At 57.3% G+C, this 15,684-nt stretch carries 17 protein-coding genes; 9 read left to right on the top strand and 8 right to left on the bottom strand.

Going from position 1 to position 15,684, the window contains the following annotated elements; all coding sequences use genetic code 11:
* Position 1 precedes the first annotated feature (1 nt).
* The 5 genes from ACR0DT_RS04680 to thrS all read right to left on the bottom strand — a co-directional run bounded on the left by ACR0DT_RS04680 (position 2) and on the right by thrS (position 4,696).
* Complete coding sequence (locus ACR0DT_RS04680) at positions 2–529, bottom strand: DoxX family protein (protein WP_480709624.1); 528 nt, start codon at positions 527–529, stop codon at positions 2–4.
* A complete protein-coding gene (locus tag ACR0DT_RS04675; RefSeq protein ID WP_480709623.1) occupies positions 526–1,287 on the bottom strand; it encodes an HvfC/BufC family peptide modification chaperone in 762 nt (253 codons plus the stop codon). Before ACR0DT_RS04675 ends, ACR0DT_RS04680 begins: the two co-directional genes overlap by 4 nt.
* Positions 1,284–2,141 carry an MNIO family bufferin maturase gene (gene bufB, locus ACR0DT_RS04670; protein ID WP_480709622.1) on the bottom strand — a complete coding sequence of 286 codons (858 nt, stop codon included), beginning with the start codon at positions 2,139–2,141 and terminating at the stop codon, positions 1,284–1,286. Before bufB ends, ACR0DT_RS04675 begins: the two co-directional genes overlap by 4 nt.
* A gap of 70 nt (positions 2,142–2,211) precedes the next feature.
* A complete protein-coding gene (locus ACR0DT_RS04665) occupies positions 2,212–2,514 on the bottom strand; it encodes a BufA1 family periplasmic bufferin-type metallophore (protein ID WP_170349161.1) in 303 nt (100 codons plus the stop codon).
* Positions 2,515–2,737: 223 nt separating this feature from the next.
* Positions 2,738–4,696, bottom strand: a complete 1,959-nt coding sequence (thrS, locus tag ACR0DT_RS04660; protein ID WP_480709621.1) for a threonine--tRNA ligase — start codon at positions 4,694–4,696, stop codon at positions 2,738–2,740.
* A 194-nt stretch (positions 4,697–4,890) separates the two neighbouring features.
* On the opposite strand from thrS, the gene ACR0DT_RS04655 reads away from it, so the two are divergent.
* The 5 genes from ACR0DT_RS04655 (at position 4,891) to ACR0DT_RS04635 (ending at position 8,494) form a co-directional block, all read left to right on the top strand.
* Positions 4,891–5,640, top strand: a complete 750-nt coding sequence (locus tag ACR0DT_RS04655) for an alpha/beta hydrolase (protein WP_480709620.1) — start codon at positions 4,891–4,893, stop codon at positions 5,638–5,640.
* Positions 5,640–6,632 carry an alpha/beta hydrolase gene (locus tag ACR0DT_RS04650; RefSeq protein ID WP_480709619.1) on the top strand — a complete coding sequence of 331 codons (993 nt, stop codon included), beginning with the start codon at positions 5,640–5,642 and terminating at the stop codon, positions 6,630–6,632. The genes ACR0DT_RS04655 and ACR0DT_RS04650 overlap by 1 nt, the downstream gene beginning before the upstream one ends.
* Positions 6,632–7,060 (top strand): VOC family protein, encoded by a 429-nt coding sequence (locus ACR0DT_RS04645; RefSeq protein ID WP_480709618.1) that lies wholly within the window; start codon positions 6,632–6,634, stop codon positions 7,058–7,060. Before ACR0DT_RS04650 ends, ACR0DT_RS04645 begins: the two co-directional genes overlap by 1 nt.
* Before the next feature lie 17 nt (positions 7,061–7,077).
* Complete coding sequence (locus ACR0DT_RS04640) at positions 7,078–7,692, top strand: hypothetical protein (protein ID WP_480709660.1); 615 nt, start codon at positions 7,078–7,080, stop codon at positions 7,690–7,692.
* 85 nt (positions 7,693–7,777) lie between these two features.
* On the top strand, positions 7,778–8,494 hold the full coding sequence (locus tag ACR0DT_RS04635; protein ID WP_480709617.1) for an alpha/beta fold hydrolase: 717 nt from the start codon (positions 7,778–7,780) through the stop codon (positions 8,492–8,494).
* Here ACR0DT_RS04635 and ACR0DT_RS04630 read toward each other — a convergent pair.
* Positions 8,485–9,069, bottom strand: a complete 585-nt coding sequence (locus ACR0DT_RS04630; protein WP_480709616.1) for a DUF6151 family protein — start codon at positions 9,067–9,069, stop codon at positions 8,485–8,487. The two genes, ACR0DT_RS04635 and ACR0DT_RS04630, sit on opposite strands and share 10 nt — an antisense overlap.
* A gap of 4 nt (positions 9,070–9,073) precedes the next feature.
* Positions 9,074–10,345, bottom strand: a complete 1,272-nt coding sequence (gene phaZ, locus ACR0DT_RS04625) for a polyhydroxyalkanoate depolymerase (protein WP_480709615.1) — start codon at positions 10,343–10,345, stop codon at positions 9,074–9,076.
* A 112-nt stretch (positions 10,346–10,457) separates the two neighbouring features.
* Between phaZ and ACR0DT_RS04620 the strand changes: the two genes are divergently transcribed.
* From ACR0DT_RS04620 to ACR0DT_RS04605, 4 genes are all read left to right on the top strand, one after another.
* On the top strand, positions 10,458–12,260 hold the full coding sequence (locus ACR0DT_RS04620) for a PHA/PHB synthase family protein (protein WP_480709614.1): 1,803 nt from the start codon (positions 10,458–10,460) through the stop codon (positions 12,258–12,260).
* Positions 12,261–12,389: 129 nt separating this feature from the next.
* Positions 12,390–12,836 carry a phasin family protein gene (locus ACR0DT_RS04615; protein WP_480709613.1) on the top strand — a complete coding sequence of 149 codons (447 nt, stop codon included), beginning with the start codon at positions 12,390–12,392 and terminating at the stop codon, positions 12,834–12,836.
* A gap of 135 nt (positions 12,837–12,971) precedes the next feature.
* Positions 12,972–13,526, top strand: a complete 555-nt coding sequence (phaR, locus tag ACR0DT_RS04610; RefSeq protein ID WP_480709612.1) for a polyhydroxyalkanoate synthesis repressor PhaR — start codon at positions 12,972–12,974, stop codon at positions 13,524–13,526.
* A gap of 11 nt (positions 13,527–13,537) precedes the next feature.
* Complete coding sequence (locus ACR0DT_RS04605; protein WP_480709611.1) at positions 13,538–14,296, top strand: trypsin-like serine peptidase; 759 nt, start codon at positions 13,538–13,540, stop codon at positions 14,294–14,296.
* Between the two features lie 6 nt (positions 14,297–14,302).
* Here ACR0DT_RS04605 and ACR0DT_RS04600 read toward each other — a convergent pair whose 3' ends face one another.
* Positions 14,303–15,517: a DegT/DnrJ/EryC1/StrS family aminotransferase gene (locus tag ACR0DT_RS04600; protein WP_480709610.1), complete on the bottom strand. Its 1,215-nt coding sequence runs from the start codon at positions 15,515–15,517 to the stop codon at positions 14,303–14,305.
* Between the last annotated feature and the right edge of the window lie 167 nt (positions 15,518–15,684).

Genomic DNA, 15,684 nt, shown 5'->3' with positions numbered 1-15,684 from the left:
ATCATTTGATGCGCAGGATGCGGTCCACTGACAGCGGGCCTGCGCCATTGATCACGATCACGGCAAGCAGGAAGGACCAGAGAGTCCGATCGTCCAGCAAACTTACGGCATTGGTGAAGTAGTTGCCCAACTGAGTACCGTGCCCAGCGACATCCACGATCGTCTGAACCCAGACAAACCCGATCATGCCCAATGCTGCAAAACGTGACAGCAGGCCGACCACGATCAGAGCAGGTAGCAGGAATTCCGCCCATGTACCTGCGACAGCAACCGCCCAGTGAAAGATGCCAAGCTGCGAGCTGTCGTAGCTGACGGCCTCCATCGCTTTGGGAAAAATCTGGACATAGGCACCGTCAGACGGGCGCAGGAACCCGAAGAAGCCGCTGCCCAGTTTGGTCGTCGCCGAGTTCCAGTAATACACCAGCAATGTTGCCGCAAAGACCAAGCGGGCCAGAGTCGGTGTCAACCAGCCAGCGGTCATTTCCAACCGTCCCAGGGTGTTGTTATGCAATGAAATCAGGGCAGTCATGTTGCCAGCCTTTCGATAGTCACAGAGGTTATTGCGCCACCTTGTAAAAGAAGCGCCAGAGTGGCCCCAAGGTCAAATTCGGGGAATTGAGCTGCCGTTTCTTCAAATGCGTCGCCAATGGTCTGTCCGGCCTGAAGGCTAGCGATCCAATGTGCGCCGCCAGCGGGCAGCAAATGGGGAACCGGGTCATATTCAGCCCGGGTGATCAGAACGTCTTCTGCTTTGGGATCAGGCTTGGGTGCACCGTCTTCGGTGTTGAAACGCCAGATCGAAAAAATCGGCCAATTCGAGCGTAAAACCTGCATCGACGGCGCAAAGTCCAGCCGTGCCCGCATGATGTCTTCCGGCGGGACTGCCAGCGCGTCAGTCGGGGCGGCCTCGCTATCGGCGGCGTGGTACGAACGGCGCAAGGCCAGCTCCAGTTGGGCCACGTCGGGCAGGTAGCCGATATGCGACAGCTGCTCCATACCGGCCAGAAAACTGGGGAATTCTTCGCCGTAAAACATCATCAAGGGCGAAGTGGGGGGGTGTTTGCGCAGGAAAATACCTGACAACCCATCCATGTTTTTCGCTCCAAGCAGCTTGGCGATAACCGGAAAGGCCTGATGCATCGCCTCGGTCAGCGATACCGCGACATTGTTGCGATACACGCTGAACCGGCGCCCCGCAGGGTGTGCGTCAGCATCCAGCAACCCTTCTGGTATGGCAGCTGCCGGGTCCAGCAGCGCGGCGTGAAGGATTGCTTGAGAAACGCTCATGCCGGGACGCGGTCCAGCGCCGCCTGCGCACGATCCGCTTCGGCCCGCAGGACAGGCCAGTCAGGAACGTCCGTGTCCCATTCGATCAGCACCGGTTTCGGGCCGGACCGTTCCAGAACGTAATCCAACAGCGCCCAGACCGGATCGACAACTTCGCGACCATGGCTGTCGATTAGCAGGGGGCGACCGTGGTCATCCTCATCCTCATCATGTCCGCCGAGATGGATTTCACCCACTTTCTCAAGTGGATAGGCGTCAATATAACCCTGCGGTGAAAACTCAAGATTGGTCGCCGATACAAAAACGTTGTTGACGTCCAGCAGCAGCCCGCAGCCTGTACGGCGAGCGATTTCACGCAGGAAATCGGGTTCGGACCAGGTGCTTTCTTCGAACGCCAGATAGCTGGACGGATTTTCCAGCAGCATTTGTCGCCCGACGGTTTCCTGTACCTGATCGATATGCTCGCAAATGCGTGTCAGCGTGGCGTTGGTGTAGGGTAGGGGCAGAAGGTCATTCAGAAAATGGCTGTCATGGGTCGACCAGGCCAGATGTTCCGAGAAACTGCCCGGGTTGAGCCAGCCGACAAGGTGTTTCAGCCGTGCCAAATGATCGGGGTCCAGCGGGCCTTCGCCACCAATGGACAGGCCGACGCCGTGGACCGAGATCGGAAACTTTTCAGAGAGGTGGCGTAGCTGAGCCAGCGGGCGGCCACCTTCGCCCATGTAGTTTTCGGCGTGAATTTCCAGCCATTCAACCGGCTGAGCCTGTTCTAGGATCTGCGTGAAATGCTGCGGTTTGTACCCTACGCCCGGTGCCGAGGGCAGACGGTTTGATCGGAGTGTATCATCCAACATTTGGCAGCTCCTTGTTCTAGAAATAAAGGGCGGGCAATGTGGCCCGCCCCCTGACTAGCTTAAGCCAGACTTATGCCGGCAGGTCGCGGTCCTGGGCTTCCAGGGAACCTTTGCGCGGTGTGCCGTCAGCCTCGGCCGGCAGTTCGATATCGGCGCAGGTGCCCGCATCGACCAGAGTCCAAGCGTTGCCCTGATAGTCTACGGTCGAGGTGCCCGCGCAGGTTGTGCCGGGGCCAGCGGCGCAGTCGTTTTGACCGGCCAGCGAAATGCCATAGCATTTCTCTTTGGCTTGTGCGGTGGCAGTGGTGGCTGCGCCCGAAACTGCGGCTGCGACTGCGGTTGCGATAACCAGTGATTTTGCGGTGTTCGACATCTCGGTAATCCCTTTTGATGACTGCGTATGTCTGCTTGTGACAATGACAAAGGTAGTGGCTTGAAGCCCAGAGTTGAATTCACGAGCCCGTGTCTCACAAGCCCGTCAGGGCGCACGATGCCCCCCTTGAACGTTAATATACTGTTTTTGAATAAGAAAAGAGGAAATATTACAATTCGACCCCAAGAGTGGGGCCGAATTCACGGCAATTAAATGCCTAATGTTACATCAGGTCCGGCGGAGTCGCGGCCCGCGAAAGCTCATTTGTTACAGCCTCAAGCGATTGAACCTGCGTTTGTTTTTCGCCCAGACGGCGGACACTGACGGTGCGCTCATCGACCTCGCGGTGACCAACGGCCAGAATGACCGGCACTTTGCCGACCGAATGTTCGCGGACCTTGTAGTTGATCTTTTCGTTGCGAATGTCAGCCTCGGCGCGGACACCGGCGGCCTTGAGCGTCTCAACAACCTCGGCCACGTAGTCGTCCGCCTCGGATGTGATCGAGGCGACAACGACCTGACGCGGTGCCAGCCAGAACGGTAGCTTGCCTGCGTGTTCTTCGATCAGGATGCCGATGAACCGCTCGAACGAGCCCAGTGTCGCCCGGTGCAACATGAAGGGGCGGTGCTTGGCTCCGTCAGCGCCGATAAAGCTGGCATCCAGCCGCTCGGGTAGGTTTGGGTCTACCTGCAAGGTGCCGCACTGCCATGTCCGGCCGATCGCATCGGTCAGAGTGAACTCCAGCTTGGGCCCGTAAAACGCGCCTTCACCTTCTAGTAACTCATACTCATATCCAGCGGCCTTACAGGCATCACCCAACGCCTTTTCGACCAGATCCCAGCTTTCATCCGAACCGATCCGCTTTTCGGGACGAGTGGACAGTTTGATTGTCCAGTCATGGAAACCCAGATCGGCATAGACCTTGGACAGGAAGGCAATGAACTTGGCGGTCTCGGATTCGATCTGATCTTCGGCACAGAAGATGTGGCCATCATCCTGTGTAAAACCGCGTACCCGCATAATACCGTGCAGCGCGCCGGACGGTTCATATCGGGCACAGGACCCAAACTCGGCCATCCGCAGCGGCAGATCGCGGTAGGACTTCAGGCCCTGATTGAACACCTGCACGTGGCATGGGCAGTTCATTGGTTTCAGCGCGTTGATCGCCTTTTCGCGGGCATGTTCTTCGTCGACTTCGACGATGAACATGTTTTCCTGATACTTGTCCCAGTGGCCCGAGGCCTCCCACAGTTTGCGGTCGACGACCTGCGGGGTGTTCACCTCGACATAGCCGTCACGTTCCTGCATCCGGCGCATATAGTCCTGCAGGGTGGTATAGATTTTCCAGCCGTTCGGGTGCCAGAAGATCTGGCCCGGGGCCTCTTCCTGCATGTGGAACAGGTTCATCTCGCGGCCCAGCTTGCGGTGGTCGCGCTTGGCGGCCTCTTCCAGCATGTGCAGGTGCGCTTTCAGCTTTTCTTTGCCAGTGAAGGCCACGCCATAGATACGCTGCAGCATCGCGCGATCACTGTCGCCGCGCCAATAGGCACCGGCGATGGACATCAGTTTGAACGCATCGCCCGGAACCTGTCCGGTGTGCTGCAGATGCGGTCCGCGACACAGGTCTTGCCAGTCGCCGTGCCAGTACATGCGCAGCGGTTCATCGCCGGGGATAGCCTCAATCAGTTCGACCTTATAGGGCTCGTTATTCTGCGTGTAGAAATCAATCGCGCGCTGACGGTCCCAGACCTCGGTGGTCACGGGGTCGCGCTTGTTGATGATTTCCTTCATCTTTTTTTCGATCAGGCCAAGGTCTTCGGGCGTGAAAGGCTCTGCCCGGTCGAAATCGTAATACCAGCCGTTTTCGATGACGGGGCCGATGGTGACCTTGGTATCCGGCCAAATCTCCTGCACTGCACGAGCCATGATATGCGCCAGATCGTGGCGGATCAGCTCATTGGCCTGAACCTCGTCCTTCATGGTGTGAATGGCGATGTCGGAATCGTTTTCGATGGGCCATTGCAGGTCCCAGTGCTGGCCGTTCACCGTGGCCGAGATGGCCTTTTTCGCCAACGAGGTTGAGATATCGGCAGCCACCTGCGCGGGCGTTACGCCAGCGTCATAGGAACGTGCATTGCCATCGGGAAATGTGAGTGAGACGGATTTTGCATCCAGGGCCATATCGGCTCTCCTCGTCGGTTTGGCGCCCACTGAACGCCCGGTTGCGGGTTATGTGTGTTCGGCCCATGTGGCAGGTGCAGCAAAACCTGTCAAGTGTCGAAGGGCGTATGATCGACGCTGCGGTACGGTGGAAATCGGGAATTGCGACCACCGGCATGCCGTGCATGATGTCATGCAAAAGGAAAGAGGGTGTCATGGCAGCAACGGAATCTCTGATCACCGCAAAGGACCGGCGGTTGGCCTATCACAAAAGCGAGGGCCATGGCCCGATCATCGTTTTTCTGGGCGGGCTCAAATCGGACATGGAAGGCACTAAGGCGGTGCATCTAGAAGATTGGGCGCAGACGCGCGGGCAGGCGTTCTTGCGGTTCGACTATTCCGGTCATGGTGAAAGTTCTGAGGAATTCACAGATGGCTGCATTGGCGACTGGCATGAAGATACAGTCGAGGCTGTGACAGCCCTGACCGAGGGGCCGTTGATCGTTGTCGGATCGTCCATGGGCGGGTGGCAGGCGCTGTTGCTCGCCAAGGTAATGCCCGAACGGATTGCTGGAATGGTCACAATTGCCGCCGCGCCGGATTTCACCGAGGACGGTTATTGGGCGTCGTTCAGTGAAGAGCAAAAGGCCGCGCTGGACAGTGTCGGGCATGTGGAGTTGCCCTCGGATTACATGGAACCCTACATCATCACCAAGCGGATGATCGAAGATGGACGGCAACGGTTGGTACTGCGCGACGCGCTGGACCTGCCTTTCCCCGTGCGCTTTCTACAGGGCACGGCGGATACGGCGGTGTCCACTGAAACCGCCGTGCGATTGCTGGAACACGCCACTGGGCCGGACATGCATCTGTTGCTGGTCAAGGACGCAGACCACCGGTTTTCGGACGGCCCTTGTCTGGGTCTGATCGAAAACGCCGTGCTTGAGGTAATGGAGGCCAACTGATGCAGCGCTTTGGGTGGTTTCTAGGGCGTTTGCTGCTGGCGCTGATTGTTATCGGCGCGCTGATCTATTGGTTTGGGCCGCGTGAGCAGGTCGATTTGTATCCCCGCTTTGACCCGCGCAAATTCGGCGAAGGGGTTCAGGTCTATTTTGAAAGTACGGAATCCGCCTATGATGACATCGTGCCGGGCGTGGAAAAACGTGTGATCTGGCAGGAAGGTTTCAAGGAACAACGCACACCCGTTTCTGTGCTCTATGTGCATGGTTTTTCGGCCTCGTCCGAGGAAATCCGTCCGGTGCCCGATAGGGTGGCTGACGCGCTGGGGGCCAATCTGGTCTATACGCGCCTGCAGGGCCACGGCCGGGATAGCGCCGCGATGGCCGAAGGCACGGCAACCGGCTGGATGCAGGACATAGCCGAGGGGCTGGCAGCCGCGCAGGCCGTGGGTAATAAGGTTGTGGTCATCTCAACCTCGACCGGTGGAACTTTGGCGGCAGCTGCGGCGTTGGACGAAGACCTGAGCAAGGACGTGGCGGCGCTGATCTTTGTCTCTCCGAACTTCGGCGTGAATACTCCGGGTGCGTGGATGCCCGGCCTGCCTTGGGCGCGGGAGTGGCTACCCTTGGTGATGGGCGAAGAACGGGATGTCTCTGGCCCGGACCCGGAGGTAAACACCTATTGGACGTCAGTTTATCCGTGGGAGGCTGTGGTGCCGATGACTGTGTTGGTCGAAACTGTCTATGCACTCGATTTCTCGGGTGCGCAGGTACCGGCACTGTTCTGGTTCTCGAATGACGATCAGGTCGTGCGGCCCGATCTGACGCATAAAGTGGCTGAAGCCTGGGGCGGGCCAGCGAAGGTCAATCTGGTGACGATGGGGCCGGGGGATGATCCGGCGTCGCATGTGATCGCAGGGCGCCTGATGTCCCCCGGGCAGACTGATGCGACTGTGGCGGGTATTCTGGATTGGCTGACTGAGCAGGGGATTAAGTAGTGGACCAGCGAGTAAGCTTGATTACGGTTGGGGTGGATGATCCTGAGGCCGCCGCTGGTTTCTATGAGGCCATGGGTTGGAAACGGGTCAGCAGCCCGGATGGGGTGATTGCCTTTGATCTCATCGGTCAGACTTTGGGTCTGTATCCCTTGTCGGCCTTGGCAGACGAGATCGGAATTGACGTTGACTCTCTTGGGCGCGGTGCATTGACGCTCAGTTACAATTGCCGGTCAAAGGACGAGGTCGCGCAGGTGCTAAGCAAGGCTGGCGATGCCGGGGCAGAGGTATTGAAACCGGCATCTGATGTTTTCTGGGGCGGGCATAACGGATATTTCCGCGCCCCAGAAGGCACGATCTGGGAAGTCGCCTTCAATCCGTTCTCACCCCTATCCCCAGATGGCGCATTCCGCTGGAACGGATACGGGTGATGCGCAAGCCCGGCAGCATGTGGAGCCTTGAAACGCTTGGCCGCGTGCGCTTGTCTCGGCATTTCTTCATGCGGGATTTCCTGTATTCCGAAATCGGGAACTTCCATGAAAAGCAAAACCTTCCGGACAATCCTGATCTTGCTATCGAAACTGGGCGGGCCTTTTGCCAAACCCTGCTTGACCCGCTTGAGGAAACCTTTGGGCGTATCGCGGTTCGGTCCGGGTATCGGTCACCCTCACTGAACCAGTTCGGGAATGAAAACCGCCTGAACTGCGCCCGCAACGACAACCCGTTAGAGTGTCATATCTGGGATCGAGGAACGGGCGATGCCCGGATCGCCGGGGCGTCGATTGTCATTCCATGGTTCGCAGATCAATACGATGCCGGGCGCGACTGGCGCGATCTGGCGTGGTGGATGCACGACCATCTGGACTATTCCGAGATCTGGTTCTTCCCTAAGCTTTGCGCCTTTAATCTGGTTTGGCGGCCCAACCCTCACCGTCGGATCGACAGCTATATCGCACCGCGCGGCTGTTTGCTGCGCCCCGGGGCTGAACCGGGCGAAGACTTGGCCGTCCGTCGCGGTCGGTATGCGGATTTCCCTACCTTCCGAGGCATAAACTATCCCTGAAGTTTAACTTGCCCGAACCTGCAAAACCTCTCATCCTGTTGGCATAGGACATCGCTTATAAGGTTGAAGTGTTGCGAGGCCCCGCGTGATCGAGCCGCTGGTTTTACTGCCTGAAATGATGTGCGACGCACGGCTATTTGGACCCCAGATCAACAGCCTGTCGCGGCAGCGCGCAGTCACGGTTGCGCCTATTTCGCTGGGTGAGCGGATTGAAGAGATTGCATCGTCCCTTTTAGACCAACTGCCGCATCGGTTCGCACTATGCGGGTCGGGTATGGGCGGCGTGGTGGCGCTGGAACTGATCCGGCGCGCATCGGATCGGGTGACGCGGTTGTGCCTGATAGCAACGGATGCGCAAGCCGATACACCGCACACCGCAGCGGCCCGCGAAGAGTTATTGGTTGGGGCAAAGATGGGACGCCTAGAAGAGGTGATGCACCGTATCATTGGCTCGGACACGCTGGCACCGGGACCGAAGCGAATACCCATTCTGAACGAGGTAATTTCAATGGCGATGGATCAGGGTCCCGAGGTGTTTGAACGCCAGATCCGCGCCTTGCAACGACGCCCCGATCAGCAAGGAGAATTAAGGCGCATCAATGTGCCGACCTTGGTTCTGTGCGGCGCGCATGACACTCTGACACCGCAGCGCAAACACGCGTTTATGTCAGAGCTGATACCGGGGGCGGATCTGAAAGTTCTTGAAGAGGCCGGGCATTTGCCGACCCTCGAGGCTCCTCAAACTGTGAATGACGCGCTGGCCGAATGGCTGAACGTGCCCGCGCGCGCGGCCTATGTGTAAAGCTTTGACCGCTCAGCTTTGCTGAGAATAGTCGGAGCGGCCACGGGTTCACCGCTGTTCGCGTCGAAAAATGGCGTGTTTTTCCAGCTTCCTGACAGCCACGATTTGCTGAGCCGTGTCACCATCCCAACCGCCGCATAGCGCAGTTTTTCATGAGATTGCTTACCATTTGGCTGTGGAACAAACCCTAGGGTGGTGATCGGACCAAGACCGCTAGGATCGGTTATTCGCTTAACGATAAACCCGGCGAACGGAAATTTCGCGGTCCGGGCCGACGTCGCCAGCGGCGCATTGCAGCATTTGGCATACCACCGCAGCATTCCCTTCGGGCTCAGCTGCATCAGCGCAAGATGTTCTGCGCCACTGTCGATGTGAATTTCTTCGGGGCTCATCTGCAGAACATCGACGGGGCCGGGGGCGGGATCAGGTTGTCCGAAATACAGTTGCGCTGCGCGGCAGTCGTGGCAGAAACAGCCGACGTGGGTGCCTGAATGCACTCCAGCCGCTGTAATATGTCCGTGTAAGGCGCTGCAATCGCAGGAGAATGCCGCTTGTCGAGCCGCTCTCCTGCTCATTGAATCAGGCGACCTTGTTATTATTGGCGGCCCGCCTGCGCGGTTTGCGCGCGTTGGCGTTCATGAAGTCGATCACCAATGGGCGGATGTTGTCGCGCCAGCTGCGTCCGGCGAAGATGCCGTAATGCCCAGCACCCGGTTCAACATGGCTGGCCTTTTTCGCGTCGGGCAAGCCGGTACACATGTCCAGTGCCGCGATACATTGGCCGGGGGCGGAAATATCGTCATTCGCGCCTTCTACGGTCTTAACCGCAACATCCGTGATCTTGCCGATATCTACCTTATGGCCCGCGACAACGAATTCGTTCCGGGCAATTTCGCGGTTCTTGAACACGCGCTCAACTGTGGACAGGTAGAATTCTGCAGTCATATCCATTACGGCCAGATATTCATCGTAGAACCGGTTATGCGCATCGTGATCCGAGGCTTCATCGCGCATGACTCGCTGAATCTGCTCGGAAAAGGCCTTGGAGTGACGCTCGGCATTCATGGACATGAAGGACGCTAGTTGCAGCAGACCTGGATAGACCATGCGGCCAACGCCTTTGTATTTGAAACCGACCCGCTGGATCATAGTCTCTTCCAGTTGTCCCATGGTGACGCGGCGGCCAAAATCGGTCACGTCGGTCGGAGTGGCATCGGGATCAACTGGTCCCCCGATCAGAGTCAGGGTGCTGGGCTGCGCCTTGGGCTCGACCTCGGCCAGATAGGCGGTGGCGGCCAGAGTCAGCGGTGCGGGTTGGCAAACGGCCACAACATGAGTGTCGGGACCAAGTTCTTTCATGAAATCGACAAGATAGAGTGTATAGTCCTCTACATCGAACTTGCCTTCGGACACAGGGATGTCGCGCGCATTATGCCAATCGGTGATATAGACTTCGCAATTGACCAGCAAGCTTTTCACGGTCGATCGCAGCAGCGTGGCGTAGTGGCCAGACATCGGCGCAACCAGCAAAACCTTGCGGGGCTGTTCTTCGCGCCCGTTCACCCGGAAATGAACCAGATCGCCAAAGGGGCGTTCGACAACAGTGGTGATGTCTACCAGATGGTCTTTGCCATCCTCGCAGGTAAAGGTGCGAATTCCCCAGTCCGGCTTGACGACCATGCGCTGGAAAGTGCGTTCCGTCACCTCACCCCAGGCGGCCATCATGCTGAACGCGGGGTTGGGCACCATGGAGAACGCGGGGTAGGAGGCGATTGCGCTGGCAGTTGCGCCCATCCACTGGTTGGTGTTGCGCATCGTCTCCATCAGGTCGTATGTCATCATATAGCGCATGGAAAGGGGCCTCCTAGATGTCAGCCAATAAGTTCGGACCATTCGCCGCTTTGCCCCCCGACATCCACGACGTTATTCTGCGTAGCAGCGAGGTTAGGGGGGAATTGTTAAAATGACAACAAGTGAAGATCAGATGCCAGAACCGACCGAAGAAAACATTGAACGCCTTAAAGAAAATATGGAAAAGGTCGAAGAGCTTTCGAAACGGCTGATCGAAGTTATGTCGGCCAAAAAGCCTCACACCCCCGCTTTGGACGGCCCGAATCAAGAACTTTTCGCACGAGCAGCAACTGCCTATTGGGCCGAAGCGTGGCAGAATCCCGCAAAGTTGCTGGAACAGCAGATAGAGTATTGGGGCAAGTCGGTTCTGAACTTTGCCGAAGCCCAAAAGGCCATGACCAGCGGCGAAGTCGAGGATGAGGAACCCAAACCCCGCGACAAACGCTTTGCCAACCCCTTGTGGGACAGCAACCCTTATTTCCGCCTGATCCGTCAGCAATATCAGACCAACTCGGACGCTATCGCGCAGGCTGTGGCCTCGGTCGAGGATCTGGATGCCAAGGACAAACGCCGCCTGCGGTATTTCTCGCAGCAGATTATCGATATGATGTCGCCTACAAATTTTCTGGCGACCAATCCCGACGCGCTGCAAAAGGCGGTTGAAACCGAAGGGCAGTCGTTGATCAAGGGGCTTGAAAACCTCGTTTCGGATCTTGAGGCCAATGACGGCGAACTGGTGGTCAAGCTGGCCGACGAAAGCGCGTTCGAAGTGGGGGGCAATCTTGCGACCACACCGGGCGATGTCGTCTACCGCAACCGCATGATGGAACTGATCCAGTACAAACCTGCGACCGAGACGGTTCATGAAACGCCCATTGTGCTGTTCCCGCCTTGGATCAACAAGTTCTATATCCTCGATCTGAAGGCGCAGAACAGCCTGATCAAATGGGTCACAGAACAGGGCTATACTCTGTTTGTGGTCAGTTGGGTCAATCCTGACGAAAGCTATGCGGATGTCGGGATGGAGGACTATATCCAGGATGGTTTCCTGACTGCGGTCGAAGAGGCCAAGAAGATTTGCAAGGTTAAGCAAGTGAATGCGATCGGCTACTGCATTGCGGGCACCACGCTAAGCTTGACTCTGTCTCTGATGAAACAGCGCGGCGACAAGTCGATCAAATCGGCCACCTTGTTTACCGCACTGACGGATTTCTCTGAACAGGGTGAATTCACACCCTTCCTACAGAACGATTTCATCGACGGTGTTGAGGAGGAAGTGAATAAAGAGGGCGTTTTGCGGTCGTGGATCATGGCGCGCACCATGTCCTTCCTGCGTTCGCGCGATCTAATCTATGGGCCGGCCATCCGCAGCTATATGCTGGGAGAGGTGCCTCCGGCCTTTGATCTGCTGTTCTGGAATGGTGACGGCGCCAACCTGCCGGCCAAGATGACGGTGCAATACCTACGAGGGCTGTGTCAGCGCAATGAGTTCGCCGCTGACGGGTTCGAACTGTTGGGGCACAAGCTTCGCGTCAGTGATGTGGATGTGCCGCTGATGGCAATCACCTGCGAAACGGATCATATCGCGGCCTGGAAAGACTGTTATCGTGGCGTGCAGAAAATGGGCTCGCGCTCCAAAACCTTTGTGGTTTCGGAATCCGGTCATATTGCGGGCATCATTAATCCGCCCAGCAAAAAGAAATACGGCCACTACACCAATCAGGATATGACGGCGGATGCCGACACATGGATGAAAGAGGCCGACTTTCACGAAGGGTCGTGGTGGCCGTTGTGGGAGGCTTGGTTGAAGAAGCGATCCGGCAAGCAGGTTCCTGCCCGTGATACCGGCGATTCGGATCACCCGAGGTTATGTCCGGCGCCTGGCACCTATGTTGTGGCCGATCCAAACAGCTGATTTCATTCTGAAACTAAATTTTTCTGCATCGCAGCAAGAAAAAACTTGCAATGCTGCGATGCAGCAATCATATTGTCCTCAAGCTGATGAAAGCCGGGGTGGGCCCGGTTCGGCAAAAGGATTAGGACAATGGCAAAGACTCAAGACTTTACCGCGACCCTGAAAGAAATGATGGGCGCATTCCCTGTTGACACCACCGCTCTGGAAGGTGCCTTCAAATCGACCGCAAGCCTGAACGAAAAACTGTCGGGCGTTGCTCTGGAAGCAGCAGAAAAGTCGGCTGAAATCTCGAACAAATGGACCAAGGACACCCTGGCCAAGCTGACCGAGATGTCGAAAGCAAAGGCTGAGCCTGCTGATTACGCAAAAGCGGCCACCGATTTCGCAAGCGCGTCGGCTGAAGTTGCTGCTGAAAACATGGCTGCATTCGCGGAAATCGCGAAGAAACTGCAGACCGAAACCGTCGAGCTGCTGATGGCTGCTGGCAAAGAAGCTGCTGAAGACGCAACTGCCGTCGTTCAGAAAGCCACCAACGACGTGACAGCTGCCGCTAAAAAAGCCGCAACTGCCAAGTAAGAGAAGGGCGCGAGGGGCACCCATTCCTCCCATTTGGTGCATTCGCGCAGGGCGGGTCTTAGGACCTGCCCTTTCTTTTTGTTCTGCGCTCGCATAATCTCTGCTGCAACGCATCATCCTTGGGGAGGGCAACCGGTGCCAGAACAAGAAAAACCGCTGTTGATCAAACGCTATGCCAGCCGTCGGCTGTATAACACTGAGACCAGCGACTATGTCACGCTCGAGGACATCGCGACCTTTATTCGCGACGGGCGGGAAGTGCAGATCATCGACCTGAAAAGCGGGGATGATCTGACCCGGCAATATCTGTTGCAGATCATTGCCGAACACGAAAGCCGGGGTGAAAATGTGTTGCCGGTCAACGTGTTGAACGATCTGGTGCGCAGCTACATGATTCCGGGCGGTGGGATGATGCCGCAATTCCTGCAAAGTTCGTTCGAGATGCTGCGCGAAAGCCAGAATAAGATGATGGAAAACATGAACGCCATGAACCCGATGTCGCAGATGCCGGGATTCGAGGCGATGCAGGCACAGCAACAGGCGTTCCTCAAGGCGATGACGGGTGGTTTGTCGGGCGGCTGGTCCGGGCCCGAGAAAGACGACGAAGACAAACCAGAATCGAAAGAAGATCTGGACGACATCAAAAAGCAACTGGCCGAGTTGCAACAAAAACTCTCCAAATTGAACTGACGACTGCGGTGATGCGCTGGTTAGTCCTGAGTATCGTACTGCTTTGGACCCAACCTGCGCTGTCACAGGGCGTTTTTTCGGAAAACTGGTCTCCGGTCTGTACGATGGGCACCCAATCCGACGAAGGGTGCGACGCCATTCGCGCGCGCAAGATTCTGGAGGCGAACCAAGCCCCGTGGCGTGCCATTGGGCGGATCAACTTCGCCAGCCGGGATCGGCGGTCACATTGTACCGGCGTTCTGGTATCGGACCAGCTGGTCCTAACCGCAGCCCATTGTCTCTATAACGCGCCCCGCAAACGTTGGATACCACCGTCCAGCATCCGGTTTGCTGCCGGCTACCAACGCGGAGAGGCCACTGCGGTCTCAGATGTCAGCGGATATCGGATGCATCCCGAACAGGGTGCTGGTGGAACATTCGACGATCGTGCCGAATTGGATTGGGCGGTACTTGAGCTGACCGAGCCTATTGGTCAGACGGTTGGGTACCTGCCGCTGGCAACAACGGCCACGCCTTCTGCTTTTGTCGCGGGGTATCCTGGACTTCGGCCTCATGTCCTCAGCCGAACCTTGGCCTGTGCACCGCGGCCCTATGAGGGGGGGATCGTCTTGTCGCTTTGCCCGGTCATGATGGGGGACTCAGGTGCGCCGCTTTTGGTGGATACGCTAACCGGCCTCCAGGTCGCGGCGATCCTGTCGCGTGTGGGCGCAACCCCCGAAGGGATTACAGCCCTGTTTTTGGCGACCGAGGTGTTTGACCTCGGCCCGTGATCATCTTCAGGTGCCGTAGACGGGAACTGGGCCGGTTACTTCACCGACCGAAGCGAGAAGAATATCGGCAATCACATCCAGCTCTTCCTGCGTCAGACGCACTGGCAGGCGAACGTCACAAGCCTTCATCAGCATGTCACGTGTTTGCGGCAGGTCGAACTTTTCAGGCAGGAATTGCCAGTTCCAGAAGGCGCGGGCGTTATCCTCGCTCAGGCCAAATACCTGAACTTTGACACCGCGTGCCTCTGAAGCATCCGCAAAGGCGCGGATTTCGGCCTCATTCATCCCAACCAGATTGAACTGGATCGAATCCGGCGCGCGCCGCTCGGGCGCTAGGGGGGCAGGGACGTCGATATGCGACGAAGTGTTCAGCCGCTCGGCCACATAATCGTGGTTCGATAGGCCATTGCGCACACGGCGCGCCAATTCGGGGATTTGCGGGCGGATGACGGCGGCGCTTAGGTTGCTCATCCGCAGGTTATACAGAGGCAACTGGTTCTGCCAGCGGGCAAAGGCCTGCTGCAACTCGGGCGAGTTGTCGCCATGCGGAGTTTTGTGCTTTTTCCAGTTGTGCTCATACGCGCCCGACATAATCACGGCCTGGGCCACCAGATCGGCGTCGTCGGTGATCAAGATGCCACCTTCGCCAGCGTTGATCATCTTGTAGGACTGGAACGAGAAGCACCCCACCTTGCCGATGGTACCAATGTTCTGTCCATGCCAGGTGGTGCCCAGCGAATGGGCCGCGTCCTCGATCACCGGGATGTCGCGAGCGTTGCACAGCGCCATGATCGCGTCCATGTCGGACGTGTGGCCGCGCATGTGGCTGATGATCACGGCCTGCACGCCGTCCAGCTTGGCAGCGAAATCCTCCATGTCGATGCGATAGTTCTGACCCACTTCGCATAGAACCGGAATGCAATCCGCATGCACGACCGACGATGGCACGGCGGCGAAGGTAAAGCCGGGTATCAGTACTCGCGCATCCCGTGGCAGGCCCAACGCCTTGAGTGACAGGAACAAAGCTGCCGAACACGACGACACGGCCAGCGCGTATTTTGTGCCCAGCAAAGCGGCAAATTCCGCCTCGAGCAGAGCCACCGGAGCATCCTGCGGCGCGGTATAGCGGAACAAGTCCCCAGACTGCATCAAGGCGTCGATGGCTTCTTTTGCGGCTGAAGGGATGGGTTCGGCGTCATGTACGTTTGGAGGAAGCGTCATATTTGATTTTCCCAAATTCTAACTTTGGGAAACGTAAAGCTAAATATGGGGTAATCCAACCCCTCAATCGCTTAGTGAGCAAAATTTCACCAATCCGTCACAATCAAAGGATCACTGGTTGGCTCGAAGCTCGCCCCAGATATTTGTTTTGAGCTTGCAACTTTTTG

Source organism: Ruegeria sp. BI11, from assembly GCF_056538005.1.
The sequence above is the reverse complement of the archived record's forward strand: the minus strand, read 5'-3'. Positions and strand labels throughout refer to the sequence as shown.

Bases quoted from the DNA above. Each gene is read 5' to 3' on its own strand.
- ACR0DT_RS04680 (WP_480709624.1), bottom strand. From the start codon at position 529: ATGACTGCCCTGATTTCATTGCATAACAACACCCTGGGACGGTTGGAA.
- ACR0DT_RS04675 (WP_480709623.1), bottom strand. From the start codon at position 1,287: ATGAGCGTTTCTCAAGCAATCCTTCACGCCGCGCTGCTGGACCCGGCA.
- bufB (WP_480709622.1), bottom strand. From the start codon at position 2,141: ATGTTGGATGATACACTCCGATCAAACCGTCTGCCCTCGGCACCGGGC.
- ACR0DT_RS04665 (WP_170349161.1), bottom strand. From the start codon at position 2,514: ATGTCGAACACCGCAAAATCACTGGTTATCGCAACCGCAGTCGCAGCC.
- thrS (WP_480709621.1), bottom strand. From the start codon at position 4,696: ATGGCCCTGGATGCAAAATCCGTCTCACTCACATTTCCCGATGGCAAT.
- ACR0DT_RS04655 (WP_480709620.1), top strand. From the start codon at position 4,891: ATGGCAGCAACGGAATCTCTGATCACCGCAAAGGACCGGCGGTTGGCC.
- ACR0DT_RS04650 (WP_480709619.1), top strand. From the start codon at position 5,640: ATGCAGCGCTTTGGGTGGTTTCTAGGGCGTTTGCTGCTGGCGCTGATT.
- ACR0DT_RS04640 (WP_480709660.1), top strand. From the start codon at position 7,078: ATGTGGAGCCTTGAAACGCTTGGCCGCGTGCGCTTGTCTCGGCATTTC.
- ACR0DT_RS04630 (WP_480709616.1), bottom strand. From the start codon at position 9,069: ATGAGCAGGAGAGCGGCTCGACAAGCGGCATTCTCCTGCGATTGCAGC.
- phaZ (WP_480709615.1), bottom strand. From the start codon at position 10,345: ATGCGCTATATGATGACATACGACCTGATGGAGACGATGCGCAACACC.
- ACR0DT_RS04620 (WP_480709614.1), top strand. From the start codon at position 10,458: ATGACAACAAGTGAAGATCAGATGCCAGAACCGACCGAAGAAAACATT.
- ACR0DT_RS04615 (WP_480709613.1), top strand. From the start codon at position 12,390: ATGGCAAAGACTCAAGACTTTACCGCGACCCTGAAAGAAATGATGGGC.
- ACR0DT_RS04605 (WP_480709611.1), top strand. From the start codon at position 13,538: ATGCGCTGGTTAGTCCTGAGTATCGTACTGCTTTGGACCCAACCTGCG.
- ACR0DT_RS04600 (WP_480709610.1), bottom strand. From the start codon at position 15,517: ATGACGCTTCCTCCAAACGTACATGACGCCGAACCCATCCCTTCAGCC.